Source organism: Nonomuraea sp. NPDC049486 (assembly GCF_040676925.1).
Lineage (GTDB): Bacteria > Actinomycetota > Actinomycetes > Streptosporangiales > Streptosporangiaceae > Nonomuraea > Nonomuraea ferruginea.
The window spans coordinates 86937-113933 of the sequence record NZ_JBFAPV010000010.1 but is presented as its reverse complement, the minus strand read 5'-3'; the positions used below and the strand labels follow the sequence as shown (position 1 = coordinate 113933).

Here is a 26997-nt window from a genome sequence, read left to right as displayed (position 1 = left end):
TGCCGCGCACGCCGATCGTCAGGGCTTGTCCATCACGCATCGATCATCCGTTCGAGAAGGGTGCGGACGGCGTCGAGGTCCACCGCCTCGGGGGCGACGCGCCATTGGGCGTGGACGCCGATGACCGCCCCCACCAGCAGGACCGTGAAGGCCTCCGCGGAGGCGCCCGCGGGGAGGGCCTCGGCCGGTATCCGCGCCTGGACCCCCTGCCGGAGGGCCGCGTGGAGCCGCGCGTACTGCTCGCGGATCGGCGAGCCGTCCTCCACGGCCTCGGCCAGCAGCGTGATGAACAGGCGCGCGGCAGGCAGGCGGACGAAGTCCATGACCTGGTCGAGCGGGTCGCCGACTTGCTCGTCGAAAGCGGTGAGCACGGTCTGGAGCTGGTCGTCGAGCACCGCTTGCAGCAGGCCCAGCTTGTTGCCGAAGTGCCAGGGGATGGAGCCGCGGCTGATGCCGGCCTTGTCGGCGATGTCGACGAAACTCGTCTGCCGGTAGCCCTTCTCGGCGAAGAGCTCGGCGGCGGCCGCCACCAGCAGCCGGCGGCTCTCCTCGGTCCTCTGGATACGTCGCGTGGCCATGCGGTCCATCCAACCAGCTACGCCGGATGACATAGCGAATGTCGATCGACATATCCTGTGTTGGTTAACACAGAAGGGTTGTGCGATGGACTTCGGAAAGCTGCTCCGCTGGGCGGGCGGGATCATGGTCGTGATGGGTGCGGGACACCTGGCGGTGCTGGCGACCACCGCCTGGCCGGACGTCGCCGGCTGGGTGGATCGGGGGATGTGGGCGGCGGTCCCGCTCCTCGCGGACGGCCCTGCGGTCGAGTCCCTGCGGAACAAGGTCACCTTCTGGGGCGGCCCGGGAAGCTTCGGCGTGCCCCTGATCCTCCTGGGATCACTGACCTGGCACCTCGCCCGGCGCGGGGTGGCCGTGCCCGCCGGGATCGGCTGGGCCCTGGCCCTGTGGTGCGCGCTGGGCGGCGTCCTCCTCGTACCGTCACCGTTCTTCGCCGGGATCGTCCCCGGGATCCTGATCGTTCTGGCGGGTCGAAAGACGAGCTCCCCCGCTAGGAAGGCAGGTTGAGCGGGGTGGTCAGGATCAGGTCCCAGTCGTGCTCGGAATGGTCGATCCAGCCGATCATCGGTCGGCCGCGCGCGTCCAGGGTCATGGCGAGGGCGTCGCCGAGGGCGTACCGGCCCTTCGCCACCGGCGTGTGCGTGCAGCGGGTTCCCTCACAGGTGGCCACGACGATCCGGTTGTCGTCGACGTCCTGGTAGGCCACCAGCGCCCGTCCTTCCCCGTCCACCACCAGCGCCGGGGGCACGCGGAAGCGGCCGGGGCCGGCCAGGATGACGGGGTCGGACTGGGAGCAGCTCAGGTTGCGGCAGTCGAGCATCCTGATCGATCCATCGGCCGAGTCGCGGTAGGCGATCAGCGGCCGGCCGTCGTCCCTGACCACCATGGTGGCGCCGGCTTCCCCGCCGACCTCGTCGAACCCCCAGGTCCAGCCCCCGTGGACCAGCCGTTCCACGTGCACCTCGGCACAGTCGGACTCCTCGCAGGTGATCAGGGCGAGAGAGCCCGCGTGCTCGTCGAAGCGGAGGACGACGGGGCGGTTCGTCGGTCCAGCCCCGACGACGAGGCCGTGCTCCTGGTACGCGGAGGTCCTGGATGGAAGCCTGGCCAGCTCCTTCGTCCACGGGTCGGCGCAGACCGGATCTTCGCAGAAGGTGACGGACAGGACCTCACCGTCGCGCTCCGGCAGCTCCCGGACCTGGGCGATCATCAGGCCGTCGTAGCGCCCCGGCGCCAGCGCGACGCTCCTGCCCTCGTAGACCGACATCTCCTCACCGATCGGCCGGGGGCCCGGGACGCAGCCGCGGGCGTCGCAGAGCATCAGCCCGAGCCGGACGCGCCGGTCATCGCCCTGCCCTCGCTGCGACCAGGTGCTCACGGCGATCCGGCCTTCGTGGAGCCGGGCGCTGGACGACGCGATGTCCTCGTCGGCGTCGGCGGGCTCGGCCCAGCGGAACCCGGTACGCGGGCAGCCAGTCGCGGAGCAGGTCAGCAGCCTCGCCAGGCCGAAACTGTCCATGAACATGATCAGTTCGTCGCCCCGGCCCGCGTACATGGCCTTCAGATCCGTCTCCCGCAGCCCGGGTCTCGGCTGAGGAGGGACGTCGTCGCTCGTCCAGGTGGCCGTGACGACCGTCTGGGTCACCTCCAGCCAGCCGAACGGGTTGACCAGCAGCGTGGCCGCGAACAGCGACCCCGGCAGCAGCAGCGCCGCGAGCACCGGCACCGGCCTGGCCGGGCTCGCCGCCCCGCTCCCCGGCAGCTTCTCGACGACCCGCTCGAACGCCTCGGCCGTGCTCCGGTGTGCCAGCCTGCTCAGGTACAGGCGCGCGATCACCGTCGCCTGGAACGCGGGGATGACCAGGGTGAGGGCGGAGGTCGCCACCCCGTACCCGAGCACGCTGCCCGACACGGCCCACTCCACCGCCCACTCCACCGCCCGCTGGGCCGCCGCGGGGAAGACCAGCACGCCGAAGGCCAGGGTCAGCGTGCACGACCAGAAGCCGCCTGCAGTCGGCTCGCCCCTGCCCGCCAGCCGGTAGGCGCCGGCGAGCGCGCGCCCGGCGCTCCGGCCCTCCAGCGTCACGATCGCCACGGCCAGCAGGCTCGGCAGCGCGAGCACCGCCAGGGACGCCATCACGAGAACGGCCCACAGCAGCTGTCCGGTCCACATCAGCATGCCGAACCCGGCCACCGCGGTCGCCGTGAACACTACGACGCCCAGCAGCGCGAGGAGCAGCATCGCGGGCAGGTTCCGCAGCGCGGCGCGCATCGCGTCCGGCGTGGCGACGGGCCTGCCGGTCAGCAGGCCGACGGCGATCACGACGGTGGCGGGCAGGACCACGGCCTGGCCGGCCAGCGAGGCGAGCATCACCGCCGCCGCCCACACCAGCAGCGGCCTTCCCGGCGTACCGAGCAGCTCGAACGAGCCGTCGACCAGCACCGCCGACTCGTCCACCACCAGCGCCAGCCCGAGCAGCGCGACCAGGCTGATCGGCAGGAACACCAGCGCGGCGGGCGCCGCCAGCCTGATCAGGTGCCGCGCCGCGGTGCCGTAGGCCCGCCAGATCACCCCGTCCCGCCGGGCGACCGTCATGGCCTGGACGTGGCGGGCGGGCGCCTCTTGAACAGCCTCGGGCATGGACGCCTCCAGCGAGCAGCGGGGGTCGCTTGACGGCCAAGAGCGTAGGATCCGCGGCCCGCCCATTCAGGGCATCCAGCCCATTCGGCATCAGTCCAGGCAGAACTCGTTGCCCTCGGGGTCGGTCATCACGATGGTGCCGGCGGTCAGCGGAAGATCGGGCTCGTCACGCCGTACCCTCTTCGCGCCCAGCGCGACGAGCCGGTCGCACTCGGCCTCCAGCGCCGCCATCCGCTCCTCCCCCTGCAGCCCGGGAGCGGCGCGCACGTCGAGGTGCACGCGGTTCTTGACGACCTTGTCCTCGGGCACCTGCTGGAAGAACAGCCGGGGGCCGTGGCCGTCCGGGTCCTCGACGGCCGACCTGGTGTTGCGCCGGTCCTCCGGGACGCCGGCCCGCGCGAGGAAGTCGTCCCACGCGGCCAGCGGGTCGGCGCCCTCGGGCAGGTCGACGCCGGGCGGGCCGGGGTGGACGTAGCCCAGGACGTCGCGCCAGAAGGACGACAGCGCCCGAGGGTCGTGGGCGTCGAAGGTGACCTGGATATGGCGGCTCATCGGATCGCTCCGTTCGTCGTGGTGGTTCGGGTCCATGCTGTCATCCTCTGGAGGACAGGATCGGTCCGCTATCTGACAGGGTGGGCGACATGGCCGGTGACGAGCGGAGCACGACGGAGCGGGTGCTCGCCCTGCTCGGCCTGCTGCAGCAGCGCCGGGTCTGGACCGGCCCCGAGCTCGCCGACCGGCTCGGTGTCACCTCGCGGACGGTACGGCGGGACGTCGGGCGGTTGCGTGCCCTCGGCTACCCGGTGCACGCCGGGCAGGGCGTCGGGGGCGGCTACCGGCTCGGCCCCGGGCAGGACCTGCCGCCGCTCCTCCTCGACGACGAGGAGGCGATCGCCACCGTCGTCTCGCTGCTGGCCGGCGCGGGCGGCGCGGTCGCCGGCGACGCCGCGCTGCGCGCTCTGACCAAGCTCGACCGGGTGCTGCCCACGCGGCTGCGGCACGAGGTGCGCGCGCTCTCCGGGTCGGTGGAGTCCTTCGCCGCGGGCCGCGCGCCGGTCGACCCCGAGGTGCTCATGACGCTGGCCGGGGCCTGCCGCGACGAGGTCGAGGCCGGCTTCGGCTATCCGTCCGGGGACGAGGTGCGCCGGCGGCGGGTCGAGCCCTACCGGCTGGTCGCCTCCGAACGGCGCTGGTATCTCCTGGCCTACGACCTCGATCGCGACGGCTGGCGCAGCTTCCGTCTCGACCGGATGACCGACGTGTCCGCCCGCACCTGGCGCTTCCGCCCGCGCCCCGCGCCGGACGCGGCCTCGTACGTGCAGGAGGGCGTGGCGAGCCGGGTCTACCCGCACCGGGGGCGCTTCCTCGTCCACGCGCCCGCCGGTACGGTGCGCGCCCAGGTCCCGGCGTCGGCCGCCGTCGTACGGCCGCGAGGGAGCGGGCGCTGCGAGGTGATCAGCGGCGCCGGCAGCCTCGACGCGGTGCTCATGCACGTGCTGCTGCTCGGGCACGACTTCGAGGTGCTCGACCCGCCGGAGCTGGCGAGCCGCTGTCGCGTACTCGCGGAGAAACTGCTGACCGCCGGCGCACCGGCGTCGGACCACTAGGGAGGAGCGCGCGGTGACGAACGCGAGGGAGCCCGACTGGGCGTACGTGGGCAGGTCGCTGCTCAAGGTCCTGGCCGTCACCGCGGCGCTCTGGCTGGCCCTAGTCGTGGCCGACCGGGCCTTACCGCTGTTCGTCGAGACCGGCGACGAGCGGATCGCCCAGGTGTACGGCACGGCGGCGCGCGTCGCCAACCCGGACGAGCGCATGCACGGCTACCTCGATCGCGGCAGCCTCCTGACGACGACCTACACGCTGTGGGGAGAGCCGCGCGGGGCCGGTCCCGACGAGGGCGGCACCGATTACGAGATCGTGGAGGACGTCTTCGGAACAGTCCGGGCGCCCCAGCTCGACGGACCCTCCGGCAGCCTGGCCGGCGCGATCGACTCCGTGGAGGCGGATCCCGACGGCGTCTCCGGGACGGCGGCGGAGACGTCCCGCGACATCATCGACGGGCTGCCGCGGACGCTCGACGCCGTGGCGGTCGTGGATTTCGCCGACTCCGTGACCGCCGGGCAACTCGTCGCCTTCAACCGGCGCCACAAGATCTGCGGAGGAGAGGACGTCTCCTACATCTACTCGCCGTCCTACTTCGACGACTCCGGTGATCCGCCCTCACTCAACGCGGTCGTCTGGAACCGCGACATGGCCAACCACACCTGGGAGGCCACCACCTATCAGTGCGAGACCGAACCCGAGGCGGCGCTGGCCGCGTACCGCGAGTGGGTGGGGATCCTCGACGAGGATGACGATCTGCACGAGTTCGGACTGGCCCGCGGGTGGCTCGTGACGGCGGCCGAGGAGGGCGTCGTCCACGGGCTCGTCGTCGACCGCTGGAAACTCGCCGACCTGCGCGAGCTCCTCGACGACCCGGTGGTCGAGGCGGTCCATCTCGCCGACGTCGCCTTCGACTTCGGCGCGGAGTGACCACATCACCGGCGGTTTCTCGGGTAGGGCTGCGTTCCAGGGCTCTGTGTGCATCCGGGGGGAACACATGGTGACAGGGCAGAAGCCGGCGAGCCGGCTCCGGGCGGTGCCGCCGCGCCTGTGGATGGCGCTCGTCCTGCTGATCCTGGCGGTGGTGTTCATCGTGCAGAACCAGCAGGACGCGACCATCCAGCTCTTCATGATCGTGCTGGTCGCCCCGTTGTGGATCACTCTGGTGGTCTGCACCGCGATCGGGATGGTCATCGGCGCGCTGATGGGCCGCCGGGGCGGATGAAACAGGTCACAGGCGTCGGCCGACGGTGAGGACGGCTGACCAGTGGCGGGTGAGCCGTCCGTCAGGGCGGGCGGCGAGGAGGCGGCGGATCTGCCGGTAGAGATGTTCGCGCTTGTCCGGCTCCATGGCGATGTGGCCGGAGAACGTGTCGAGCAGGGCGAGATACTCGTCCGCCGTGTAGCGCAACGCCCATACGTAGAGCTTCGTCCCGACCACCGTGAAATGTCCGGAGGCGTCGAACTCGGCGGCCATGGGGTCGTCCTGCTCCTCGGGCGTCGGCCCGGGCCACGGGCCGTCGTGGCCTTCGCCGATCTCTTCGTAGGTCTTCTGGATCTCGGTGAAGAACGGGTCGAAGTCCGACGGCATCGCGTGGTCGGCGTTCCACACGGCCAGGTGACCGCCCGGGGTGAGGAGGGAGGCCGCCTTGGCGTACTTGACCTCCGGGTCCACCCACTTCCAGGCCGTGGCCGCGTACACGAGGTCGAAACGGTCCCGCGGCTCCCAGTCCTCGAACGACGACGTGATGACGGAGACGCCGGAGAATCCGGCGAGCCGGCGTCGCGCCTCGGCGGCCAGGGCGGCGCCGAGTTCGACGGCGGTGATCCGGAAGCCCATCCGGGCCAGCGGCAGCGTGGCCTTCCCCGGGCCGCAGCCGACTTCGAGCAGGTGGGCGGAGGGGGGGACCCCGGTGACGTCCAGCAGATCGGCGTAGAGCTCGGCGGGGTAGTCGGGGCGTGCGTCCTGGTAGGTGGCGGCCGCCCGGTCGAAGGTGGCTCGGAGATCGCGGGACATGCTCCCCATCCTGGCAGCGCCGCGCCGGTGACCGCGTCAGGTCACCAGCCCGTCGCGGTAGGCGTGGACCACCGTATGCACGCGGTCACGCAGGTCGAGCTCGGTGAGGATGCGCGACACGTACGTCTTGACGGTTTCCTGGCTGATCACCGGTCGAGGGCGGCGCGAACGGGAGATTCCGGACCGTCACACCGCCGGAGATCGATCACCAGGGAGTGGCCGGGTGGCCCTCGCCTGGCGCGGTCGGAAAAATCCTGAGGTGAGCTGTAGTGGAGAGCCTCTCCCGTTCGTCAATCCGACGAAAGACAGCGAAACAACCGAACACACGACAGGAGCAGCCCGATGAAGTACCTCATGCTGGTGTGCACCGATCCCGACTACAAGCCCGGCCAGGACGACGGGGCCCCGGACGTGGAGGACTGGGTCAAGGAGATGGACGGCAAGGGCATCCGGCTGATGGGCGAGCGCGTCCGCCCGGTGAGCGACGCGACCACCGTCCGCGTCCGCAACCGTGAGGTGCTGCTGACCGACGGTCCGTACGCGGAGACCAAGGACCAGATCGCCGGCTTCGACGTCATCGACTGCGCCGACCTCGACGAGGCCATCGAGGTCGCGTCCAAGCACCCGATGGCGTGGGCCGGGATGATCGAGCTGCGTCCGTTCTGGACGGACGGCGAGGACTAGCCGCAGGTGAAGGACGAGATCGCCGGGATCTACGCCGACGGGTGGAGCCGGATCGTGGCCACCATGATCCGGTTCACCGGCGGCGACTGGGACCTGGCCGAGGAGTGCGCGCAGGACGCGTTCACCAAGGCGCTCCAGAAATGGCCGGAGTCCGGGGTGCCCGACCAGCCGCTGGCGTGGCTGACCACCACGGCCCGTCACCGCGCGATCGACCGGATGCGCCGCGCGGCCGGCGAGGCGGCGAAGCTGCGGGAGGCGGCCGCCATGGAACCACCGCCCTACCTGCGCGACAGCGAGATCCCTGACGAGCGCCTTGAGCTCATGTTCACCTGCTGCCATCCGTCACTGAACCTCGATGCCCAGGTGGCGCTGACCCTGCGGAGCCTGACCGGCATGAGCACCGCCGAGATCGCGCGGGCGTTCCTGGTGCCCGAACGCACCATGGGCCAGCGCATCTTCCGCGCCAAGCAGAAGGTCGCGCACGCGGCCATCCCCTTCAGGGTGCCGCCCGCGCACCTGCTGCCCGACCGCCTCCCCGCCGTGCTGCACGTGCTCTACCTGCTGTTCAACGAAGGGTACGGAGATCCGGCGAAGGCCCGGCTCTGCCAGGAGGCCATCCGCCTGGCGCGGGTGGTGACGGCGCTGATGCCCGACGAACCCGAGGCGCAGGGCGTGCTCGCGCTGATGCTGCTGCACGACGCCCGGCGACCGGCGCGCGTGGACGCGGCCGGAGATCTGGTCACCCTCGACGAACAGGACCGCACGCTGTGGGACCTGGCGCGGATCGCGGAGGGCGCCGCGATCTGCGAGCGGGCGCTGCGGCGGGGCCGCGCCGGGCCGTTCCAGCTCCAGGCGGCCATCGCGGCGTGCCACGCGACCGCGCCGCTCGCCTCCCGGACGGACTGGCCGCAGATCGCCGGGCTGTACGCGGAGCTCGCGCGCATCGCGCCGAGCCCGATCGTGGAGCTGAACCGTGCCGTGGCGATCGGCATGGTCAGCGGGCCCGAGGCGGCGCTCCGCCTGGTCGACGGGATCACCGGGCTCGACGGCTATTACCTGTTGCACGCCACCCGTGCTGACCTGCTGCGACGCGCGGGCCGCGGGCAGGAGGCGGCCGGCCACTACCGGACGGCGCTCGACCTCGCGCCCACCGACGCGGAGCGTCGTTTCCTGCGCGGCCGGCTACAGCAGCCGTAGCCGCCGCATCGCGTCCTCCTCGACGCGCGAGAGATCGCGGAGGATGGCCCCGGCCTGCTCCAGGTGCGCCGCGTCGCCGCTCTCCCCCGCCTTCGCGATCAGGATGGACACGTCCGTCCACAGGACGGCGGCCTCGGCGTACAGCCTGTGACCCGCGCGGAGGTTGCCGTCGTCGATCAGCCCGGCGCACTCTTCGAGGAAGTCGCGGTAGAGGACGCGGAACAGGGCGCCGCCGGTGCCGGCCTTCTCCATGAGGAGGGCGGCCTGCGGCAGGTCCCGCGCCGGGTCGTCGGCGCGGAGCAGCCATCGGGGCACCTGCTTGGCGGCTTTCGCGATGCCGCGGTGTCCCATGTTCGCGATGGGCGCGGCGAGGAAGGCGTCGGCGCAGTCCCTGATGGCGCCGGCGAGCTGTCCCTGCCAGGGTGGCGTCGGGTGAGCCGGCAGGGTGATGGTGAAGGACCGGTGCCTGGCGGTCATCGGGCCGCGTTCGGCCCGTGCCCTGGCGAGGCCGGCCCGGCTCGTGCGCACCGCTCCGCCCTGCTGGCCGGTGTCCACGAGGTGGACGTCCTGCTCGTCGTAGCCGTACATGGCGACGACATGGCCGCCGAAGTGCACCTTTGTCGAGAAATAGTCCAGATGGTACGAGTCGAGCTGGAGCCCGACCGGCCGGCCGGCGTCGATGGGGGCGGCCACGTTCTCCCACGCCTTGCGCGGTGAGGCGGTCTCCTTCACCGTCAACGTCAGACCCAGCCTGGCCGCCAGGTTCCTGGTGAGCTCGAAAGGCTTGACGCGGCCGCCGAGGAACGGGAACGGCATGCTCTTGCTGTCCCAGTAGACGAAGGACAGTCCCGACCCCAGCCCGAACAGCAGAGGTTCGGACAGATCGAGCCCTTCGTGCCGCAGCAGCACCCCGAGCGCCGTCGTCTCGCAGTGGTGCAGGCCGCGGGCCTCGATGTCCTTGACGATGGTCATGCGCCGCTCTCCTCGTGTCCGGTCACCAGCATGGGGCCTCCCCCCGTGGGAGAGTCCAATCGGCCTACGATCACGCAATGATCAGGAGACCGACAGACACCTGGCGCGCACATGTCGCCGACTTCGCCGCGCCCTATCCGGAGCCGTTCGTGGCGGCGGCCGAACGGGTCCTGACGTCTTTCGAGGCCGAGGTACGGCGCTTCGGCTCGCCCTCCGACGACGAGGTCTTCGCGGCGATCCGGCGGGTGGTCGAAGGGCTCAACGCCGTGGACGGGACGCACGACCACGACTTCGACACCGTCGAGCGGGAGGAGTTGTGCGAGTTCATCGACGACGTGCTCACCGAGGCGGGGATAGACCTCGACGTGCTCGCGGCCCGTCGCGGCATCAAGCGGTTCGAGCTCACGGACGAATGGCGCGACTGGTGACCCACCCCTTCTTACCGAACCCCGCACGCGACCGGGACAGCCGCGTCTGGGACCTGCTGTGCGTCGGGATCGCCGTCGGGGTCGTCTCATGGGGCGCCGTCGGCGCCTGGACGGCGATCACGGTCGGGAACTACCCGTGGAACAAGTGGATCCCGTTCGCCTACGGTGCCACCAAGGGCGTGCTCCTCGGCCTGCTCGCCGCCGCCGGCGCCCTCGCCGTGCTCCGTACCGGGCGGCGCTTGCCGGTGTTCGTCCTCGCCTTCGTCGGCGGCGGCCTCCTCGGCACGGTGCGAGATCTTCTCGGCCCCCCGGCCCCCATGCTGTACTTCTTGGATCCGCTTCCGGCCGAGCGGTGGTACTGGACGACGACGATGCTGCTGCACTGGGCGGGCAAGGTGGCGCTGCCCGCCGTCGTCTGCGCCGCGGCCCTGACCCTGCTGGCGGCCCGCCCGTACCGGCCGCGCCAGTCGACCGCGGCCGGCGCGGCGCTTCTGTTCGCGGGCTTCGCGCTGCTCCTGCTGCCGACGATCGCCTCTTCTCTCGCACCAGAGATCCAGGGCAACGGTGAGCATACGAACCAGGAAGTCTGGGCGTTCCTGCGCTGCTGGGCCCTCGGGATGCCGGTGCTGGCGGCAGGGGCGGTCCGTTTCTCCTCGCATCTCGCCGGTCGCGGAAGGGCCGGCCGGCTTGACAGGGGTGGAGGCTAACCGTTAGCTATAGAGGCTAACGGTTAGGGGGTCGCGATGCGGCAAGAAGTGGTGCTGGCGATGCTGGCCAAGGAGCCCTCCTACGGCTACCAGCTGCGTGCGCGGCTGCGGGACGCGCTCGGTCCTCTCGGTGAGGCGATGAACGCCGGGCAGGTCTACGTCACGCTCACCCGGCTGGAGAAGGCCGGCCTCATCGCGGTCGAGGAGACCGCCGGCGGCGCCGACCGGTCGGATCGCAAGGTGTACGCGCTCACCCCCGACGGCCAGCAGCGGGTCGCCGAGTGGATCGCCGAGGTCAGCTGGCCCAAGCCCGACCTCGCGGAGTTCCATCTCAAGCTGATCGCGGCCGCGTCGGCCCGGCTGGCCGACCCGCTCGCCGTCGTCGACACCCAGCGCCGTGAGTTGCTGCGCCGGCTGCGTGACGTCCAGCGCGCCGCCATGGCCGAGCCGGACCGCTCCGACCCGGCGCTGCTGCTGGAGGGCATCGTGCTCCGGCTCCAGGCGGACCTGCGCTGGCTGGAGGCATGTGAGAAGGACTGGACCCATCGAAGGAGTGGATCGTGACCATCGCCGCCGACCCGCCCGTGCTGTCCGCCCGCGGGTTACGTAAGGAGTACGGCACGGGGGACGGACTCGTGCGCGCCGTCGACGAGGTCGATCTCGACATCCGCGCCGGGGAGACGGTGGCGATCATGGGGCCCAGCGGCTGCGGGAAGTCCACGCTGCTGCACCTGCTCGGCGGTCTGGACCGGCCTTCGGGCGGCGAGGTGTCGCTGAACGGCCGCCGCGTCGACGACCTCAGCGAGAAGGCCCTGTCACGGATGCGACGGACCGACGTCGGCTTCGTCTTCCAGTCCTTCCACCTGATGGAGGAGCTCACCGCCGTGGAGAACGTCGAGCTGGCGGCGCTCCTGGCCGGACGCTCGCCCCGGGCCGCCAGACGGCGTGCCGAGGAGTTGCTGGAGCGGGTCGGGCTCGCCGGCAGGTCCGGCTTCCTGCCTTCCACGCTGTCCGGCGGCCAGCGGCAGCGGGTCGCGGTCGCCCGCGCGCTGAGCAACGAGCCGCTGGTCGTCCTCGCCGACGAACCGACCGGAAACCTGGACAGCGCCGCCACCCTGGACGTCCTCCAGCTCTTCGAGGGCCTCCACGCAGCCGGCCAGACGCTGGTCATCGTCACCCATGACGCGCGGATCGCCGCCACCGCGGACCGGTTGCTCTCGATGCGCGACGGCGCGTTGGTGGACGAGACCTGGTTGACCGGCGGCACCACCGGGCGGCTCGGCGCCCTCGCCGGGCTGGAGGACTGAAGGTGATGGGCCGCATCCTGCTCGTGGGCCGCCTCGCCGTGCGCGACCTCCGGCGGCGCCGCGTCGAGGCCGTGCTCATGCTGCTCGCCATCATGGCGGCCACCACGACGTTGACACTCGGGCTCGTCCTGCGCGACGCGGCCGCCCATCCGTACCAGAGCACCCGGGAGACGACCGCCGGTCCCGACGTGGTGGCGGGCGCAAGCCGGCCGTCGGAGCTTCCCCTCCTGGAGGAACTGGCCGGCGACCCCGACGTCGTCGACCACGGCGGACCGTACCCGGTCACCGCGGCGAAGCTCCAGGCGTCCCGGCGGACGTCAGACGTGCAGGCCGTGGGACGCGACGCCACACCCGCGTCGGTCGACCAGCCCGAGCTGGTGGAGGGCAGCTGGGTCAGCGACGGCGGCGTGGTGGTCGAAGCCGCCTTCGCCCGTGCGTTCGAGCTGCGCGTCGGCGATCCGGTCACGCTGAGCGGCCGGTCGTTCGAGGTCGTCGGTGTCGCGGTCACCGCCTCCATGGCGCCCTATCCGGGCGGGTCGTGCCTGGTCGCCGCCGGTTGCCTGCACGGCGTCGTGCCCGACGACAGGGCCCTGCCCGCGGGGTTGTCGCACAATCCCGGCCTCGTCTGGCTCACCCAGGCGGACGTGCGGGGCCTCGCCGCGGGACCGGACTCGCTGTCGTACGTGATGAACCTGAAGCTGGCCGACCCGGGCGAGGCCCAGGCGTTCGCCGACACGAAGCATGGCGATCTGCCCATGCAGCCCTGGCAGACCATCCTCGACGACGCGACCGAGCTCGCCGAGGACTCCCAGATCCTGCTGCTGATCGGAGCCTGGCTGCTCGGCCTGCTCGCCGTGGCCAGCCTTTCGGTGCTGGTCGGCGGCCGGATGGCCGATCAGACCCGGCGCGTCGGGCTCCTCAAGGCAGCCGGCGGCACCCCGGGCCTGGTCGCCGCCGTGCTGCTCGCGGAGTACGTCCTGGTGGCCGCCGTCGCGGCCGCCGCCGGTCTGACGATCGGCTCGCTGACCGCTCCGCTGCTCACCGAGCCCGGTGCCGGCCTGGTCGGCAGCGCGGGCACGCCGTCGATGACGTGGTCGACGGCCGCCTCCGTGACCGCCGTGGCACTCGGGGTCGCGCTGGTCGCGACCGTCGTCCCGGCCGTGCGCGCGGCCCGCTCCAGCACCGTCGACATGCTGGCCGACTCGCCACGCCCACCCCGCCGCGTCGGCTGGCTGATCGCGATCTCCGCGCGACTGCCCGTCCCGCTGCTCCTCGCCTCGCGGATCGCCGCCCGCCGGCCGCGACGGGTCGCGCTGGCCGTGGCCAGTATCGCGATCACGGTCAGCGGGATCTACGTCCTCCTTGTGCTCGACGCCTTCCTCGGCGACCAACCACTCGCCGGAGGATATGACGACTCCCAGGTGGCCGTGCTGCGCCACGTGCTCCTGGTCTGGACGGTCATCCTGCTCTCCCTCACGGCGGTCAACGCCGTCGTCATCACCTGGGCGACGGTGCTCGACAACCGGCGCTGGTCCGCACTGGCGCGCGCCCTCGGCGCCACCCCTCGCGAGGTGAGTACGGCACTGACCGCCGCGCAGGTGCTGCCCACGCTCGCCGGCGCCGTCTTGGGCGCCTTCCCGGGAGGCTTCGCGCTGTTCGCCGCGGTGAACGCGATCAGCGGCGGTGACAGCGGCAGGGCCACGCTTCCCGCGCTCTGGCAGCTACTCGCCCTGGTGCTGGCGGCCGTCCTCGTGGTGGCGGCGCTCACCTCCGTCCCGGCCCGACTCGGCGCCCGCCGCCCCGTGACCGAAACCCTCCGGACCGGCTGAGTGACGCCGTGCCCTACGCGGTACGAGGGCGCTCCACGGCGGGTTCGGGGCGGTGCACGCCGCGCGGCCGGTACGCGAGAGCGTCCGCGACGCCCGCGAGGTCGGACAGCAGCCAGAGGATCGCCAGCCACATCTCGGTCCCCTGCAGCCCAGGCACGGTCGCGGCGACGCCGGCCGTGGTGGGGTGCGGGGCCTGGAACCCGAAGCCCTGGCCGTCGGTCCAGTGCCCCAGCGCGTCGGAGAGCAGGGTCCTGGCCAGGGCCGTCACCTCTTCGGCGCGGTAGCCGGTGTGCCGGGTCAGCCACAGCGGGTGCGCGATGTCGAGGATGTCGCAGGCGTTCTGCCGCTCCGGGCGGACGTACCGGGGGTCGCGGGCGTGCCGCAGCACGGTGTCGACAACCCGCTCCGGGTACGGCAGCGGCACCCCGAACTGGGCGAAGGTGCCGCGCGACGCGCGGTAGAAGCCGTTGACGATCCGTAGCAGCCCGTCGATCGGCCGCGCCGAACCCCACATCCCGGTGTCCGGATCGGCGTGCGTGACCAGCCATCCGAACAGGGCCTCCGTGGCCCCGGGACGGCCCCGTCCGCCGTTCCACAGCATGGCGGTGCCCAGGATGTCGACCCAGTGCCCCGCCCCCCAGGCGTCCCGCGTCCAGGGCAGGCTCTCCAGGAAGGCGATCAGGTCGCCGGCCTCCATGTCGGCGACGGGCCGGACCGGCGCGGGGAACCGGCTGCCGAGCAGGTCGAGCGCGTAGCCGACGCACAGGACGTGGTAGCCGACATCCGGATCGGACAGCCCCGGCTGGGGCCGTGGGCCGCCATCCGGCGTCTCCGCCAAGCCTGGATCCGGCCTCCTCTGGCTGCCGTCCGCGAGCAGCGTCCCCACCAGGCCCGTCGCCGGGTCCTGCCAGGAGCGCAGCCGGTCGGCCTGCTCGTCCGCCGGCATCGGGCCGGGGGCCCGGCCGAGCAGCAGGTCGGCGATCTCGATCGCGTCGCACTGGGCGCGGACGGTGACACCGTCCAGGACGACCACGTGGGAGCCGATCCAGACATCGTCCCCGATCTCGATGCCCCGGCTGGTGAGCGGCTGCCGGAAGACCTCGACGTCGGGATCGGACATCGTGTGGTTGAACCCCAGCAGCGAGGTGTGGGCGCCGATCCGGACCGCGTCGCCGAGCCGCACGTCGCCCCGGACGACGGTGTAGGGGTTCATGGAGCAGTCGCGTCCCGTCCGCACCGAGCCGCTCAGGTAGGCGCCGGCGGCGACGTAGGTGCGCGGGCCGAGCCGCAGCTCCTCGTTCTGCACCGAGGCGAGCTCGGAGACGAAGCACCTCTCGCCGAACTCGTAACCGGCGTGCCGTCCGGTGAGAGCGCGCTGGAGTTCGAGCTGCCTGTCCTGTTCTTCCTGACCGGCTTCGTCCCAGAAGGACCAGGGTGAGTAGTCGTGATGGTGACGGGCGAACGGCGCGTCGCCGTCGAGAGCGGTGGTGCCCATGCCAACCCCCGGGAAAGCGTTTGCCTACACGCTAACCCATGGCTCGCCGCCACGATCATGGCCCGGCTTCGATGGGATACGCTCGTCTCCCTCCGGAGCGTCCGAGGAGCGTGACCGCATGAGGCGCTACAGGAACGGCCGGCTCGCCGCGGTTCTCGCCGGTCTCTACGCCGGGCTGGTGATGCTCCTCGGCATCCCCTCGGCGGTGATCCTGCTGACCGTCCAGGACCCGATCCTGCTGTCCGGCTTCGCCCTCATGGTCGTCACATTCCCGCTCGGGCCGCTCATCTGGTGGGGATGGCACTGGGTCCCGCCGCAGCTGGACAACCCCGTACTGCTCATCGTGCTGCTCACCGGAGCGGGCCTGCTGCAGGCGTATCTGCTCTGGCGCGTCGCGCGTGGCCCCGTGACCTCGGACTGATGCCACGCGGGCGCCCCGTCACGGGACGGGGCGCCCGTGTCGCGTCAGAAGTCGTCGGCGGTGCGGATCCGGTCGCGGACCCAGACACCGGCCTCCTTGAGCCTGCTCGTCCCGGCGAACGAGCCGCTCGGGCAGGTTCCGGTGGTGAAGACGGCGCCCGTACGGAAGTCGTCCGAGAAGTTCCAGTTCACCCAGCTGATCTTCTTCTGGGCCATGAGGTCGAGATACTGCTGCGACCTGGCGAAGTTGTTGGCCCCGTCGCCGGACGCGGTCTGGGTGCCGAACTCGGTCACGAAGATCGGCAGCCGGTCGGCGGCCCGGGACAGCGTGTTCAGGTACAGGCTGTCGTGCGAGGCCGCGTAGAAGTGGAACGTGTACATGATGTTGGCCGCGTTGACCGGGTTGTTGATGATCTCGGTCTCGTTGCCGCCGGCGGAGACGCCGAGTGACGACCAGCCGCGGGTGCCGACCAGGATCGGGGTGTCGGCGTCGTGCTGCCGGATCACCGGGATGAGCTGGTGCGCGTAGTCACGGATGACGGGCCAGGTGACGGCGTCGCCGTTCGGCTCGTTGGCGATCTCGTACAGGACGTTCTTCTTGCCGTCGTGCCGCTGGGCGATCTCGGTGAAGAAGGTCTTGGCCCGGCTGAGGTTGTACATCGGGTCACCCGGGGTGAGCATGTGCCAGTCGACGATCGCGTACATCCCGCGGGCGGTGGCCATCTCGATCAGGGAGTGCACCCGGTCGGTGAACAGCCGGGGGTTGGTCTCGTACCCGCCCTCCTGGATGTACATCGAGATGCGCAGGACGTCGGCCTTCCAGTCGTTCGCCAGCGCGTCGAGCGACGCGCTGTTGAGGCACTGGTCGTACCACTGGATGCCGTGGCTGCTCATGCCGCGCAGCTGGATCTGCTTGCCGTTCTCGTTGCAGAGCTTGATGCCGCACACCCGCAGCTGCCCGTTGGCCTGGACCGGGGTGCCGCCGCCGCTGCCTCCCGTGGGGGTCCCGAAGACCTCCAGCTCCCACAGGGAGTAGCCCCACTGGGTGCCGCGCTGGGTGCCGTACACCCGCACGTACCGGCCGCTGCCGCTGACCGTGAGGTCGTCGGTCCCCCCGTCACCGGCGGCGGTGGAGTAGACGTCGCTCCAGGTGGAGCCGTCGGGCGAGGTCTGCACCCGGTACGCCCTGGCGTGGGCGACCTCCCAGGTCAGCCGGACCCGGGAGATGGTGTGCGCGGCGCCGAGGTCCACCCGGATCCACTGCGGGTCCACCCCCTCGGCGCTGGCCCACCGCGTGGACGCGTTGCCGTCGACCGCCTTGTCCGGCTCCAGGCCGGCGGCCTCGACCGAGGAGGCCGTGACGGGCCTGCCCTGCGACACCAGCGGGTCGGCCACGGCCGCGCTCGCGCCGGAGGGCACCATCAACGGCGCCACCAGCGCGGCCACGACCGCGAAGATCCTCGCACCTGCACTTCGCCTCACGAACGACTCCGATTCTCCGGGGCATATTCGGTTAGGAAAGTTTCTTAACGTGCGGCGCAGCATAGGTTGACACGGAACCCTCACACAAGGCCCAAGTTCCAGAAAAGGGGGTCGGTCAGCGTCAGCCGAGCGTCCACTCACCCTTCTGATCGGCGAAGCCCGAGTCCAGCGCGAACTGGAACTTGGCCAGTTCGGCCCCTTCCGGGACCTCGTACACGATCATGCCCTTGCGGGTGTCGCCCACGTTGATCGTCGAGCCGCCACCGTAGGACCGCCCCTCACGGACCTCGTGGTAGGACGACCGGTACTGCTGCCCCTCGCCGTCGATCAGCATCGCGCCGTTCGTCGGAGAGTCGCTGTACACCGCCTGCCCGACGTTCGACAGGATGACCTGCACGGCGACGAGCCTGCTGCCCGTCTTCGGCTTCATGAAGTCGTGCTCGGGCGTGGCGGGGTTCACCACCTGCTTCACCGTCACCGCCATCCGCAGCCCGGGATCCCGCCCCTCAAGGGTGATCGTCCCACCCACCGCGGCGGCGGCCTGCTGCTGCCGCGCGGGCGGCTCCGCAGGCTCCTGCCGGTCGGCCTCTTCCCCGACAGTCGGCGCGCTGGACGCGGCCAGGTCCGTCTCCGTCACCACGCTCTCGCGACCGCCGCCCACGTCCGAGAACGCCATCAGCACGGCGGCACACCCACCCAGCAGCAGCAACGGGACACCGACCGCGAGCAACACGATCAGGCCCACGTTGCCGCGCTTCGGCGGGGGTGGGCCCATCGGCGGCATATACCCGTATGGCGGCTGCTGGGGCCCGCTGTATCCGTACGGTTGCTGACCGTACGGCTCTTGCGGCTGGTACGGATGACCCATGGGACGCTCCTGAGACGAAGATCCGACTACTTGGGACGTTCCAAAAGCGGGTCCGGTTGACGTGACCATGTGTCCGTTTCCGGACACCCCGGCCGACACCGGCGTTAAATTGAATTTCTCACCGCCCGCTATACCTGACGGCCTGCCGGACAAATTCCCGACCATTCCAGTTGCGGTAACGACTTGGCCACTCTTAGCTATCCGCCATTCCGTCCCGGCCGATCGCATGTCAAATTCGAGGGCGTCATGCCGACAGGGGAGGGGTCGCATGCAAGAATTACCCACGCTCACGGTCTCTATGATCGGCGCCCCGGGTTCCGGAAAATCCACTTATCTGCATGCGCTGTACGCGACGATGACGCGCGGTGTCGGCAATTGCAACCTTCACGAAGTCACCAACAATGCCGATGTCCAGATCCTGGAGAGCTGGCATGACCTGGGCCAGGGCACTTCGCTGCCGCAGACGTCGGTCAAGCCGATCAGTTACCGATTCGTCTTCTCGCGGGAGATGAATCCGTCGGCGCTGCTCGACTGGACCGATTTCCGCGGGGGCGCGCTGCACGATTTCGTCGGCGTGGACGGCTCGCTCGACACACAAACGCTGCTCAACAAGATATCGCTTTCCCAGGCCATCTTCGTGACGCTCGACGGGGAGCACTTCCGTAAGCCCGTGACCCCCGAACGCCGCGAACCACTGGCCCGCGCGATGGTCACCCACCGCATTTCCAGTGTGATCACGGAAACTCTCACCCGCAGGACCGCGCGCGGGCTCGCGTGGCCGTCGATTACCATCCTCATCACGAAGGCGGACCTCATCGACTGGGGCGGCGGCCCGGGGCGGACCCTGACCGGCGTCGTCGACGAGGTCAGGAACCTGCTGCCGGTGGCCTTCCAGCCGCGCGTGTGCACCGCCGTCTGCCCCGTCACGGTCGGTCCCCTGCAGACGTTGCCGGACGGCAACGTCCGGCCGGACGGCGTGGACCCGAACGACGTCCACCTGCCGCTCATGTTCACCATGACGCACTACTACCGGACCGCCGCCCACCTGGACGATCAGCACCTGGGGAAGCTCGCGGCCGAGCGCGGCAGCCTCAAGGAGCGGCTGGCCGCGTTGCCCCAGAGCAGCCGGCGCGCCGTACGCGACCAGCGGCTACGGCTGGAGCAGGAGCTGCGGGCGGTCGAAGCGGAGATCGGCCACAACCAGCGCCGTTACGACCAGTCCACCCAGGCGATCTCCGCGCTGGCCGCACGGCTCGGCAACCTGCGCGTGTTCGAGGGCGGGTCGCCGGCCCGCTGGGCGGCCGGCCGCCGTGCCTGAGCAGACCTGGGCGCCGGTGGTCTTCGGCCGTACCGCCGGGGCCGACGTGTGGTGGCGGGTCCGCCCGCCGGGCGCCGACCGCCAGTGGCTGGAGAACGCCATCCACACCGTCATCGCCGGCGGCAGGCGACTGGAGGGCCGTCCCCGCTTCCTCATCACCGTCCGGCCGGGCGCGCGGCTGGTGGGAGTGGCCTGCCAGGCGATCGAACTGAGCCGGTCGATGCACACCGACGGCAGCAGGGAGATGTACTGCTTCGTCGGCTGGTTCTCCGCCGCCGACAGCGGCGGTCCCGAGTTCCCGGACCTGTACGACCACTACCCCGCCTGGGCCGGAGCCGTCTACGAACGCCACATGGAGCCCGTCTGGAACGCTCCTGTCAGCGCGGTGCGACGGCCCGACCCCGGCCGGCCGGGCCCGCCACCGTGGCCGGTCGCCCCGCCGCCTCCGGTCGATCCGCACCTCGTGCTCCCGCCGGTGATCCACGTGAACGACTGGGACATCGTGTGGAACCACGCCCTGGCGAGCCCCGCCCCGGCCAGTGTCATGCTCGGCTGGAGCGCGGCGGGGCGGCCCGGTGCCGGCGTCACCCACCTGGGCGTACTCGACCGCGGCGTCCCCCGTCTCGACCGCTCCGGCCCCTTGGAGCCTTCAAAGCGCGTGGGCCCCGTCGACCCCCACCCCCTGGAGCACCCCGAACGCCGACCACCACCGCCGGTCGCCGGAACCCCCGGGCCACCCCGCAAGAACGGATCGTCCCCGATCCTGCTCGGCGGCGCGGCCGTGTTCGTCCTGCTGGTCGTCGGCGTGGCCGTCTCCTCGCGCGCCCCGCTGGAGGCGTCGGCCCCCGAGCCCGCCACCCGGTCAACCGTCCCGGCGGCGCCGAAGCGTCCGCAGACCGGGCGAAGGATCGTCAACCAGCCCCTCACCCTCAAGGACCAGGCCGGAAAACGGCTCGTCCCCGGCTTCGAAACCGGCAAGGGCCCGTGGGTGAGCTACCGCCGCGGAACCGGCGTCTCGCTGGACTTCGCCCCGAAGACCCCCATCCTGACCGGCACGGCCCGCACCCTCCCCGGATGCCGGAAGGCCGACATGTACCCGCACCCGGCGCCGCACGTCCCGGCCGGCCCCCACGAGGTGACCTGCGTGATGATCGGCGAAAAGGGCCGGCTCATCGGAATCAGGGTGACGGAGCAGGGAGAGCGGACCGCGCGCATGACCGCGTACGTCTGGAGATCCGCGCAAGAGCCCGACGAAGAGATGGCGAGGCATGGTGGACGCTTCTGAGATTCAGGCCAGGATCAACGCCGTGCTGGACGCCCGCCGGGCAGGGCAGGCACAGGCGGAGGAGTCGTACACGGCCTGGGAGGCGCTGCGGCAGGCGTTCGCGGACCTGGTGGCCCTGGCCGAGGAGGCCAGGCGCGACGCCGCGGCCCACGAGCTGAGCCCCGGGCTGAGCACCGCCCTGCGGGCTTTCCTCGACGAGGGCGACGCCCGGTCCGTGCTGGCGGAGCTGACCGAGGCGGCCGGGCAGCTGCAGGCGGTCCGGGGACGCACCTCGCGGACGACGCTCAACATCGGCGTGGTCGGTCAGACCCAGATGGGCAAGAGCACGCTGCTCCGGGCGATCTCCGGGCTGGACCGCCTGCCCGTCGACGTCCTGCCGACCTCGCGGGACTCGCTGCCCACCACCGCGACCCGCAGCCGGATCTCCAACTCCGACACCGCACGCGCGGAGGTCGTGCTGCGGGACTTCGCCGAGTTCAGGGACGTCTATCTCAGGCCGCGCCACGACGCCCTGGGGCTGAGCCTGCCGTACACGATCACGGAGTTCGCCCGTTACCGCTATCCGACCTGGGAGGACTACCGGAGCGACCCCCGGTCGGCCGGCCGGGACCTCACCGCCGCCCCCGAGCACCTGCGCCGGCTCCACGAGGCGCGGGCGTCGCTGCGCTCCTACGAGCCGCACCTGGTCCGCGACCAGGTGCGGGAGATCCCGCTCGACCAGGTGGCCGCGCACGTCTCCTATCCCCCGGCCTCGGGCCCGGTGGACGCGCCGCGCCCCTACCTGGCCGTGCGCGACGTCCGGATCTACTGCCCGTTCCCGAACAATCCCGTACGCGATCTCACGCTGATCGACCTCCCCGGCACGCAGGAGCGGGGCATCGACGTGGCCCAGCAGTTCATGCAGGACCTGCGGAACGAGGTGGACCTGCTGCTGCAGATCAAACGGCCCCGGCAGACCACGGTGCACTTCAGCGAGAGCGACACCGAGATCCAGCGGCTCGCGCGCGCCGCGAGCGCCGGAGCGGCCATCGGCGACTTCATGATCATCTTGCTCAACCACGACGCCGAGCACACCGACCTGACCAAGAGCCAGTTCGACACCGCGACCCAGCAGGCCCGCGGCGCCGTGGGCATGCACGGCATCCAAGTGCTGACCGCCGACGTCGTCCAGGAGCACGAGGTACGCGAGCGTGTGCTGGTCCCCGTCCTGTCGCATCTGGCCGCGCGGCTGGCCACGATGGACCAGGCGGCGTTCGGCGCGGCGCGGCAGGGCACGGAGGCGGCCGGGCGCCGCGCGGTCGAGGCGGTCGCCGGCCTGGCCGAGACGCTGCGGCGGGAGAACGTCGCCCTGCCCACGGAGGACGCGCTCGTCAGCGAGCTCGTGACGCGGATCCGCCGCGGGCTCTCGGACGCCCTCGGCGACATCGCGGACGACTACCTGCGGCGGGTGCAGGAAGGCAGGCGGACGGACGAACTCGACGCGGCGGTGGAGAAGGCCGTCGAGGAGGTCAGGGCGTGGATGGCCGCCGGGTTCGGCCACAGCGCCCCCGGCGAGTGGCTCAGCGAGGTCCGCTCCGACGCCAAGATGCTCCGGCTCGACACCGTGGAGCAGGAGTTCATCCGCAGCCGCCACTACGTGTCCGACACCTTCAAGAAGGTCGTGGACGCCTCCATGGACCAGGCGATCGTCGAGCTGCAGCAGCAGGTGACAGAGGCGTTGTGGAGCCATCTGCCGGAGGAGACGCTGCCGGAGCGGCGCTCGCTGACGGTGCTGGCCGAGTCGCTGCGCGGCGACGGGCACGTGGCCCTCGCCACGACCGTGGCCGACCTGGCCGACCTGAGCACCGGCTACGGGGTCCGGAGCCTGTTCCTGCGGATCGTGCAGCCGATCGTGATGGACATCGACGTCAGGGGGAAGATCCCCGGCGGCCACGCGCGGGAGGGCGGCTCGTACGACCCGCCGCGTGAGGACGCCCGCCGTACGGACCCGGACGACGACGTGCCCACCTGGGCGAGGAAGAAGGGAACCGGCTCGGACTCCAGGCCGGCTCCCGAGGAGGACTTCGTCGACCACAGGACCGAAGGGCTGACCGTGGAGGCCGCGCTGAAGGTGGTGTCCACCCGGCAGCGCGCGGAGGAGACCGCGCAGTGGGTGTCGGAGACGCTCACCGACATGGTCGAGCAGGCGCTCGGCCGCCTGCGGGAGGAGCTGGAGACCGAGTCGGCGACGGCCGTCCGCGCCCTGTACGCCTGCGCGGACCAGTTCTTCGACGGTGTCCTGCGCGGGCAGCGCACCAAGCAGGAGTTGCGGGACCTGTGCCGGGCCGCGCTCGACCGTACGCCGCCCGGCGACGGACCCGCCAGGCTGGCGGCGCTGCTGCGGGCCCTGGCCGCGGGCGGCACAGCCGTGCGCGACAGCTATGACGCGTACGAGCGCGCGTCGATCGGCTGAAGGCGCGCGACGCTCATCCGTTTCACAGGCACCGCTCAGCACTGGTGAAACAGAGTGTGATGTACGACACTCCTCCTAGAACACTGTTTTAGAACCGTGTTCTGGCGCTTTCCGTGCCCGGAGCCCCACCCCGGGGAGCGCCCACCGCGGAGGAGAAGTCATGGTCAAGGCCGTCGCCCGCGAACGCCGCAGACTCGGATCCCCGCCGCCCGGCGGCATCAGCCCGACCGACCCCAACCCCTTCGGGTGGGGGCCGTTCATCGTCCTGTTCGTCGTCGGCATGGTCGATCGCATCGAAGCCAACCTGCTGTCCGGCGTACTGCCTCTGGTCCAGGCCGAATGGGGCTTCAGCGACACCGCGGCGGGATCCATCCCCACCGCCGCGGCGCTGGCCGCCACCCTCGTCGCCCTGCCCGCCGGTTACCTCGCCGACCGCTACAACCGCACCAGGATCCTGGGAATCGTGGTGCTCTGCTGGGCTCTGGCCACCCTCGGCACCGGCCTGGCCGCCGGGTTCGCCGTCTTCTACCTCATGCGGGTCCTGCTCGCCGCCGCCGAGAACATCGACAACCCCGCCGTCAGCAGCCTGCTCGCCGACTTCTACCCCGCCGCGACCCGCATGCAGGTGTACGGCTGGACCCGGATGACCTCCTACCTCGGCGGCGTCGGCACCCTGCTGGGCGGCGTCATCGGGCAGGCCTTCGGCTGGCGGGCGGCCTTCGTGCTGATGGCGATCCCGGGAGCGCTGACCGCCCTCCTCGTCTGGCGCCTGCGCGAGCCGGAACGCGGCCAGATCGACAAGATCATGGCCGCCGCGTCCGTACCCCGGCAGGACCCGGCGCCACCGCGGGAAGCCGAGGCGAAACTGCTCTTCTGGCCCCAGCTCCGCCAGGTCCTGGCCACCCGCACCCTCGTCCTCGTCTCCGTCGGCGTGAGCATCCTCACCCTCGGCCTCGGCGGCGTCTACTACTGGCTGCCTTCCCTCATGGTCCGCGTCCTCGGCATGCAGACCGGCGTCGCCAGCAGCATCAGCGGCGGCGTCACCATCGTGGGCGTGCTGGCCGGCACCCTGATCGGCACCCACTTCGGGAAGCGGGTGCACGGCCGCGTCAAGGGCGGCCGGCTGCTCATCGGCGGCTCCGGCATCACCGTGGGCTCGGCTCTCCTCGGCGTCGCCCTGCTGATGAACTCGCCGGTCGCGATGGTGACCCTCATCCTGCTGGCCGTCACGATCTCCGCCACCGCCATCCCCACGTGCACGGCCTGCATCGCCGACGTGGTGACGGCCAGGTCGCGCGGCGTCGGCTTCGCCGTCCTGCAGCTGCTCCTGACGATCGGCGTCGCCTTCGGTCCGCTGATCATCGGCATGACCTCCGACGCCACCGGCTCCCTCCTGATGGCCATGTACGCGCTGATCGTGCCCATGATCCTGGGCGGCCTGGTGGTGCTGGCCGCCCGCGCCCCGTACGAACGAGAGGCCGCCCGCGTCCTCGACGACGCCCGCGACTCCTGACCACCCCGCAGACCGCGGGGCGAGTGCCCCCGGTCACTTTCCGTGGCCAGCGGGAGCCGCCTGCTCCCAGACGAAGCCGTCCGGGTCGGTGAAGGGCCCGGTGTCACCGCCGATGGCGAGCCGGTGCGATCCGGTGCCCTCGGGAGCGACGCCGGCGACCTTCGCCAGGGCACGCCTCTTGTAGAGCGACAGTTTGACGGGACTCGACGGGGTGGCGAGCTCGACGTACTTGCGGCCGTAGCTCTTCGCCACGGAGAAACCGCGGTCGACGTAGAACTTCTTGCTGGCGGCCACGTCTTCCACTCCCAGTTGGAGCACGATCTCGTCGATCTGCGGGGAGGCCGGGCCGGTGTCCTTCTTCGACGAGGAGGCGACCGTCCAGATCGCCCCGCCCGGATCCTGGACGACACCGCCATACCCCCACAGCGACTTCGCGGCCGGCTTCAACGCCGTGGCACCGGCGTCGACGGCGGCATCGATGAGACCGTTGACGGTGGCCGGCTGGGACACGACGAGCGACAGCGTGAACCCGCGGAAGCCGGTCGTCGGCGCCTCCGAGGCCCGCAGACGCAACCAAGCGTCCGAACCGGGAACAGTGGTGGTGAACCGGGTGGCCGCCGTGGGGTCGGCAACCTCTAGGGTGACGAATTCGATGGAAGCCATAGCAGTCACGCTAGACGCGGCCCGGTGATCCCCACTTCTCGAATCCTGATCGGTCTGGTCATGCCGGCTCCGGCCCACGGTGGGAACCGGCGCCGCGGCGCTCGCAGGTCAGCGTGGACGGCTGAGAGCGGCCTCGGCCAGATCGGTCCACTTATCGGCCGAGGAGTGAGGCACGACCACCCAGTCCTTCACCACCCTGCCCTGCCCCGTGGGGTCGAACAGGGACGCCCCGGCCAACTGGAGCGCGGCCGCATGCTCGGGGGTGTCCCTGACCAGCCGGAACACCATCGCGCCGTCACGCTGCAGGCTCGCGAACACCTTCCCCGCCCGGTCCTTGAGCGCGGGCCTCCCCATCATCCTGGAGATCCCCACACCCAGATCAGCCAGCTCCGCGCCGACCTGCTGGAAATCCGCTTCCGCGCCCATCGTCATCCGGCCCCGAACTCCCCCGTGACACGATCGCCTCGACCTCGCCTGCCGGCGATCAGTCTAGTCGCCCCGGCGATCAAGGCCCGTTGTTCAGCACCCGCAGCCGTTCCCACCGCACCCTGCCGAAGCAGTACGGCGACGGCGCAGCCACCACATACCGGCAGCCGCGGCGACGAGCAATCCCGCCACGGCCGGCAGCAGCTGTTCGGCCAGCGCGGCGCCGGCGCCGTACGATCCGGCCGGGCCACGGCCCGCACCGCGTCCGCGAACAGGGCGTCGAACTCCGCCACACGCAGCGGCTGCTCGGCCGTGGGCAGCGTGCACGCCGATGGCACCCAGGCCTGGTCCAGGGCGATCTCCTGTGTCATGTGTCGACGGTAAGCCTGTACCTGGGTACCGGATGCAAGCCCTCATACCGGATCGCTCGACCGCCGACTGCCCACCATGATCGCCGATCGTTCGCTCAACAGGCGCTCCACAGATTCTCAACATCGGCCTGGCTACCTTCGCGGTGTCCAGTACGACGAGCACCAAGGAGAACCCGATGCGAACGCTCAACACGATGGTCCTCGGTGCGGCGGTCGCCGCCGCGGCTCTGACCGCGGGCGCCCCCGCGCAGGCCGCCGTCCAGACCAGCGCCCAGAGCTCACCTACCACCGTCACCCCGGCCGCCGCGGCGACCGGCTCGACGGCGATGTCCTGCCGTGAGGTGCGTGTGTACCGTCCGGAGATGCGCAAGGGACACGTGGCCGCGACCGGCTGGTCGAGAGGCTGCTCCCGCAACCAGCGCACCAAGATCATGCTTCAGCGCAAGCGCTGGTACGGCTGGCAGAACATCTCCAGCGCCTCCTGGTACGGGGCCGGCAAGAAGACGTTGTACAAGGGCTGCAAGCGGGGAACCGTCTTCACCTACCGCCTGCAGGGCCAGGTCAGCTACTACGCAGGAAGCAAGTACGTCGTCCGCAACGGCTGGAGCCCCAAGATGCGCGCGAAGTGCCCGTGACGCGCTCCGGTGACCACCCAGTACTCCAGTGACTGATCTCGAGGCGTTGGGGTCGCGTGGAGACGGCCACCGCGTGATCATCCGGAGCTCGCGGACGCGCGGTGGC

28 protein-coding genes and 1 pseudogene are annotated in these 26997 nt (G+C 71.2%); 17 read left to right on the top strand and 12 right to left on the bottom strand.

Annotated features, from left to right (window positions below; genetic code table 11):
• Positions 1-32: 32 nt before the first annotated feature.
• Positions 33-578: a TetR family transcriptional regulator gene (locus tag AB0K05_RS27560; protein WP_364232842.1), complete on the bottom strand. Its 546-nt coding sequence runs from the start codon at positions 576-578 to the stop codon at positions 33-35.
• A gap of 85 nt (positions 579-663) precedes the next feature.
• Between AB0K05_RS27560 and AB0K05_RS27555 the strand changes: the two genes are divergently transcribed.
• The gene (locus AB0K05_RS27555) at positions 664-1086 is read left to right on the top strand and encodes a DUF6463 family protein (protein ID WP_364232840.1); all 423 of its coding nucleotides are present in this window, start codon (positions 664-666) and stop codon (positions 1084-1086) included.
• On the opposite strand, the gene AB0K05_RS27550 is transcribed toward AB0K05_RS27555, so the two are convergent.
• A complete protein-coding gene (locus AB0K05_RS27550; RefSeq protein WP_364232838.1) occupies positions 1070-3220 on the bottom strand; it encodes a hypothetical protein in 2151 nt (716 codons plus the stop codon). The two genes, AB0K05_RS27555 and AB0K05_RS27550, sit on opposite strands and share 17 nt — an antisense overlap.
• Positions 3221-3310: 90 nt before the next feature.
• A complete protein-coding gene (locus AB0K05_RS27545; RefSeq protein WP_364233188.1) occupies positions 3311-3772 on the bottom strand; it encodes a VOC family protein in 462 nt (153 codons plus the stop codon).
• 89 nt (positions 3773-3861) lie between these two features.
• Here AB0K05_RS27545 and AB0K05_RS27540 point away from each other — a divergent pair, with 89 nt between their 5' ends.
• The 3 genes from AB0K05_RS27540 (at position 3862) to AB0K05_RS27530 (ending at position 6047) form a co-directional block, all read left to right on the top strand.
• Positions 3862-4827, top strand: coding sequence for a YafY family protein (locus AB0K05_RS27540; RefSeq protein ID WP_364232836.1), 966 nt, complete (start codon positions 3862-3864; stop codon positions 4825-4827).
• 13 nt (positions 4828-4840) lie between these two features.
• Positions 4841-5752 (top strand): hypothetical protein, encoded by a 912-nt coding sequence (locus tag AB0K05_RS27535; RefSeq protein ID WP_364232833.1) that lies wholly within the window; start codon positions 4841-4843, stop codon positions 5750-5752.
• A 67-nt stretch (positions 5753-5819) separates the two neighbouring features.
• Positions 5820-6047, top strand: a complete 228-nt coding sequence (locus AB0K05_RS27530; protein ID WP_148036527.1) for a LapA family protein — start codon at positions 5820-5822, stop codon at positions 6045-6047.
• A 6-nt stretch (positions 6048-6053) separates the two neighbouring features.
• Here AB0K05_RS27530 and AB0K05_RS27525 read toward each other — a convergent pair whose 3' ends face one another.
• Both AB0K05_RS27525 and AB0K05_RS27520 read right to left on the bottom strand, forming a co-directional pair.
• Positions 6054-6839: a class I SAM-dependent methyltransferase gene (locus tag AB0K05_RS27525; RefSeq protein WP_364232831.1), complete on the bottom strand. Its 786-nt coding sequence runs from the start codon at positions 6837-6839 to the stop codon at positions 6054-6056.
• A 36-nt stretch (positions 6840-6875) separates the two neighbouring features.
• Positions 6876-6989 (bottom strand): annotated as a pseudogene (locus tag AB0K05_RS27520) (DNA-binding response regulator); the annotation flags it as partial.
• A gap of 192 nt (positions 6990-7181) precedes the next feature.
• On the opposite strand from AB0K05_RS27520, the gene AB0K05_RS27515 reads away from it, so the two are divergent.
• Positions 7182-7523, top strand: a complete 342-nt coding sequence (locus AB0K05_RS27515) for a YciI family protein (protein ID WP_364232828.1) — start codon at positions 7182-7184, stop codon at positions 7521-7523.
• 6 nt (positions 7524-7529) lie between these two features.
• On the top strand, positions 7530-8720 hold the full coding sequence (locus AB0K05_RS27510; protein WP_364232826.1) for an RNA polymerase sigma factor: 1191 nt from the start codon (positions 7530-7532) through the stop codon (positions 8718-8720).
• Here AB0K05_RS27510 and AB0K05_RS27505 read toward each other — a convergent pair.
• On the bottom strand, positions 8706-9692 hold the full coding sequence (locus tag AB0K05_RS27505) for a BtrH N-terminal domain-containing protein (RefSeq protein WP_364232824.1): 987 nt from the start codon (positions 9690-9692) through the stop codon (positions 8706-8708). The two genes, AB0K05_RS27510 and AB0K05_RS27505, sit on opposite strands and share 15 nt — an antisense overlap.
• Positions 9693-9769: 77 nt before the next feature.
• On the opposite strand from AB0K05_RS27505, the gene AB0K05_RS27500 reads away from it, so the two are divergent.
• Genes AB0K05_RS27500 through AB0K05_RS27480 form a run of 5 tightly spaced genes read left to right on the top strand, consistent with a single transcriptional unit; the run spans position 9770 to position 13963 of the window.
• Entirely contained in the window at positions 9770-10120 is a 351-nt protein-coding gene (locus tag AB0K05_RS27500; protein ID WP_364232821.1) for a hypothetical protein, read from the top strand.
• Complete coding sequence (locus AB0K05_RS27495) at positions 10117-10827, top strand: hypothetical protein (protein WP_364232819.1); 711 nt, start codon at positions 10117-10119, stop codon at positions 10825-10827. The genes AB0K05_RS27500 and AB0K05_RS27495 overlap by 4 nt, the downstream gene beginning before the upstream one ends.
• 36 nt (positions 10828-10863) lie before the next feature.
• Positions 10864-11391: a PadR family transcriptional regulator gene (locus AB0K05_RS27490; RefSeq protein WP_271277691.1), complete on the top strand. Its 528-nt coding sequence runs from the start codon at positions 10864-10866 to the stop codon at positions 11389-11391.
• Positions 11388-12134, top strand: a complete 747-nt coding sequence (locus AB0K05_RS27485; protein WP_271277692.1) for an ABC transporter ATP-binding protein — start codon at positions 11388-11390, stop codon at positions 12132-12134. Before AB0K05_RS27490 ends, AB0K05_RS27485 begins: the two co-directional genes overlap by 4 nt.
• Positions 12135-12139: 5 nt before the next feature.
• A complete protein-coding gene (locus tag AB0K05_RS27480) occupies positions 12140-13963 on the top strand; it encodes an ABC transporter permease (RefSeq protein ID WP_271277710.1) in 1824 nt (607 codons plus the stop codon).
• Positions 13964-13976: 13 nt separating this feature from the next.
• On the opposite strand, the gene AB0K05_RS27475 is transcribed toward AB0K05_RS27480, so the two are convergent.
• The gene (locus AB0K05_RS27475) at positions 13977-15458 is read right to left on the bottom strand and encodes a hypothetical protein (RefSeq protein WP_364232815.1); all 1482 of its coding nucleotides are present in this window, start codon (positions 15456-15458) and stop codon (positions 13977-13979) included.
• A 118-nt stretch (positions 15459-15576) separates the two neighbouring features.
• On the opposite strand from AB0K05_RS27475, the gene AB0K05_RS27470 reads away from it, so the two are divergent.
• Positions 15577-15879, top strand: coding sequence for a hypothetical protein (locus AB0K05_RS27470; protein ID WP_364232812.1), 303 nt, complete (start codon positions 15577-15579; stop codon positions 15877-15879).
• A gap of 44 nt (positions 15880-15923) precedes the next feature.
• Here AB0K05_RS27470 and AB0K05_RS27465 read toward each other — a convergent pair whose 3' ends face one another.
• The gene (locus AB0K05_RS27465; RefSeq protein WP_364232809.1) at positions 15924-17360 is read right to left on the bottom strand and encodes a cellulase family glycosylhydrolase; all 1437 of its coding nucleotides are present in this window, start codon (positions 17358-17360) and stop codon (positions 15924-15926) included.
• Between the two features lie 121 nt (positions 17361-17481).
• Positions 17482-18135 (bottom strand): DUF4352 domain-containing protein, encoded by a 654-nt coding sequence (locus tag AB0K05_RS27460; protein WP_364232806.1) that lies wholly within the window; start codon positions 18133-18135, stop codon positions 17482-17484.
• 391 nt (positions 18136-18526) lie between these two features.
• On the opposite strand from AB0K05_RS27460, the gene AB0K05_RS27455 reads away from it, so the two are divergent.
• The 4 genes from AB0K05_RS27455 (at position 18527) to AB0K05_RS27440 (ending at position 24796) form a co-directional block, all read left to right on the top strand.
• Complete coding sequence (locus tag AB0K05_RS27455; RefSeq protein WP_364232803.1) at positions 18527-19546, top strand: hypothetical protein; 1020 nt, start codon at positions 18527-18529, stop codon at positions 19544-19546.
• Positions 19539-20831, top strand: a complete 1293-nt coding sequence (locus tag AB0K05_RS27450) for a hypothetical protein (RefSeq protein ID WP_364232801.1) — start codon at positions 19539-19541, stop codon at positions 20829-20831. The genes AB0K05_RS27455 and AB0K05_RS27450 overlap by 8 nt, the downstream gene beginning before the upstream one ends.
• Entirely contained in the window at positions 20815-23283 is a 2469-nt protein-coding gene (locus tag AB0K05_RS27445; RefSeq protein WP_364232798.1) for a hypothetical protein, read from the top strand. Before AB0K05_RS27450 ends, AB0K05_RS27445 begins: the two co-directional genes overlap by 17 nt.
• Positions 23284-23443: 160 nt before the next feature.
• Positions 23444-24796 (top strand): MFS transporter, encoded by a 1353-nt coding sequence (locus AB0K05_RS27440; RefSeq protein ID WP_364232795.1) that lies wholly within the window; start codon positions 23444-23446, stop codon positions 24794-24796.
• Between the two features lie 33 nt (positions 24797-24829).
• Here AB0K05_RS27440 and AB0K05_RS27435 read toward each other — a convergent pair whose 3' ends face one another.
• The 3 genes from AB0K05_RS27435 to AB0K05_RS27425 all read right to left on the bottom strand — a co-directional run bounded on the left by AB0K05_RS27435 (position 24830) and on the right by AB0K05_RS27425 (position 26256).
• Positions 24830-25459, bottom strand: coding sequence for a glyoxalase (locus AB0K05_RS27435; protein WP_364232792.1), 630 nt, complete (start codon positions 25457-25459; stop codon positions 24830-24832).
• 108 nt (positions 25460-25567) lie between these two features.
• Positions 25568-25891 carry a hypothetical protein gene (locus AB0K05_RS27430; RefSeq protein WP_364232789.1) on the bottom strand — a complete coding sequence of 108 codons (324 nt, stop codon included), beginning with the start codon at positions 25889-25891 and terminating at the stop codon, positions 25568-25570.
• Entirely contained in the window at positions 25888-26256 is a 369-nt protein-coding gene (locus tag AB0K05_RS27425; protein WP_364232787.1) for a hypothetical protein, read from the bottom strand. Before AB0K05_RS27425 ends, AB0K05_RS27430 begins: the two co-directional genes overlap by 4 nt.
• 176 nt (positions 26257-26432) lie before the next feature.
• On the opposite strand from AB0K05_RS27425, the gene AB0K05_RS27420 reads away from it, so the two are divergent.
• Positions 26433-26891 carry a hypothetical protein gene (locus AB0K05_RS27420; protein ID WP_364232785.1) on the top strand — a complete coding sequence of 153 codons (459 nt, stop codon included), beginning with the start codon at positions 26433-26435 and terminating at the stop codon, positions 26889-26891.
• The last annotated feature ends 106 nt before the right edge of the window (positions 26892-26997 follow it).

What these genes read in the sequence shown, in the direction of transcription:
- AB0K05_RS27555 (WP_364232840.1), top strand. Translation starts at nt 664, where the DNA reads ATGGACTTCGGAAAGCTGCTCCGCTGGGCGGGCGGGATCATGGTCGTG.
- AB0K05_RS27560 (WP_364232842.1), bottom strand. Translation starts at nt 578, where the DNA reads ATGGCCACGCGACGTATCCAGAGGACCGAGGAGAGCCGCCGGCTGCTG.
- AB0K05_RS27435 (WP_364232792.1), bottom strand. Translation starts at nt 25,459, where the DNA reads ATGGCTTCCATCGAATTCGTCACCCTAGAGGTTGCCGACCCCACGGCG.
- AB0K05_RS27475 (WP_364232815.1), bottom strand. Translation starts at nt 15,458, where the DNA reads ATGGGCACCACCGCTCTCGACGGCGACGCGCCGTTCGCCCGTCACCAT.
- AB0K05_RS27505 (WP_364232824.1), bottom strand. Translation starts at nt 9,692, where the DNA reads ATGACCATCGTCAAGGACATCGAGGCCCGCGGCCTGCACCACTGCGAG.
- AB0K05_RS27440 (WP_364232795.1), top strand. Translation starts at nt 23,444, where the DNA reads ATGGTCAAGGCCGTCGCCCGCGAACGCCGCAGACTCGGATCCCCGCCG.
- AB0K05_RS27490 (WP_271277691.1), top strand. Translation starts at nt 10,864, where the DNA reads ATGCGGCAAGAAGTGGTGCTGGCGATGCTGGCCAAGGAGCCCTCCTAC.
- AB0K05_RS27530 (WP_148036527.1), top strand. Translation starts at nt 5,820, where the DNA reads ATGGTGACAGGGCAGAAGCCGGCGAGCCGGCTCCGGGCGGTGCCGCCG.
- AB0K05_RS27460 (WP_364232806.1), bottom strand. Translation starts at nt 18,135, where the DNA reads ATGGGCCCACCCCCGCCGAAGCGCGGCAACGTGGGCCTGATCGTGTTG.
- AB0K05_RS27525 (WP_364232831.1), bottom strand. Translation starts at nt 6,839, where the DNA reads ATGTCCCGCGATCTCCGAGCCACCTTCGACCGGGCGGCCGCCACCTAC.
- AB0K05_RS27515 (WP_364232828.1), top strand. Translation starts at nt 7,182, where the DNA reads ATGAAGTACCTCATGCTGGTGTGCACCGATCCCGACTACAAGCCCGGC.
- AB0K05_RS27455 (WP_364232803.1), top strand. Translation starts at nt 18,527, where the DNA reads ATGATCGGCGCCCCGGGTTCCGGAAAATCCACTTATCTGCATGCGCTG.
- AB0K05_RS27470 (WP_364232812.1), top strand. Translation starts at nt 15,577, where the DNA reads ATGAGGCGCTACAGGAACGGCCGGCTCGCCGCGGTTCTCGCCGGTCTC.
- AB0K05_RS27540 (WP_364232836.1), top strand. Translation starts at nt 3,862, where the DNA reads ATGGCCGGTGACGAGCGGAGCACGACGGAGCGGGTGCTCGCCCTGCTC.
- AB0K05_RS27550 (WP_364232838.1), bottom strand. Translation starts at nt 3,220, where the DNA reads ATGCCCGAGGCTGTTCAAGAGGCGCCCGCCCGCCACGTCCAGGCCATG.
- AB0K05_RS27445 (WP_364232798.1), top strand. Translation starts at nt 20,815, where the DNA reads ATGGTGGACGCTTCTGAGATTCAGGCCAGGATCAACGCCGTGCTGGAC.
- AB0K05_RS27420 (WP_364232785.1), top strand. Translation starts at nt 26,433, where the DNA reads ATGCGAACGCTCAACACGATGGTCCTCGGTGCGGCGGTCGCCGCCGCG.
- AB0K05_RS27480 (WP_271277710.1), top strand. Translation starts at nt 12,140, where the DNA reads ATGGGCCGCATCCTGCTCGTGGGCCGCCTCGCCGTGCGCGACCTCCGG.
- AB0K05_RS27500 (WP_364232821.1), top strand. Translation starts at nt 9,770, where the DNA reads ATGATCAGGAGACCGACAGACACCTGGCGCGCACATGTCGCCGACTTC.
- AB0K05_RS27430 (WP_364232789.1), bottom strand. Translation starts at nt 25,891, where the DNA reads ATGACGATGGGCGCGGAAGCGGATTTCCAGCAGGTCGGCGCGGAGCTG.
- AB0K05_RS27425 (WP_364232787.1), bottom strand. Translation starts at nt 26,256, where the DNA reads ATGACACAGGAGATCGCCCTGGACCAGGCCTGGGTGCCATCGGCGTGC.
- AB0K05_RS27545 (WP_364233188.1), bottom strand. Translation starts at nt 3,772, where the DNA reads ATGAGCCGCCATATCCAGGTCACCTTCGACGCCCACGACCCTCGGGCG.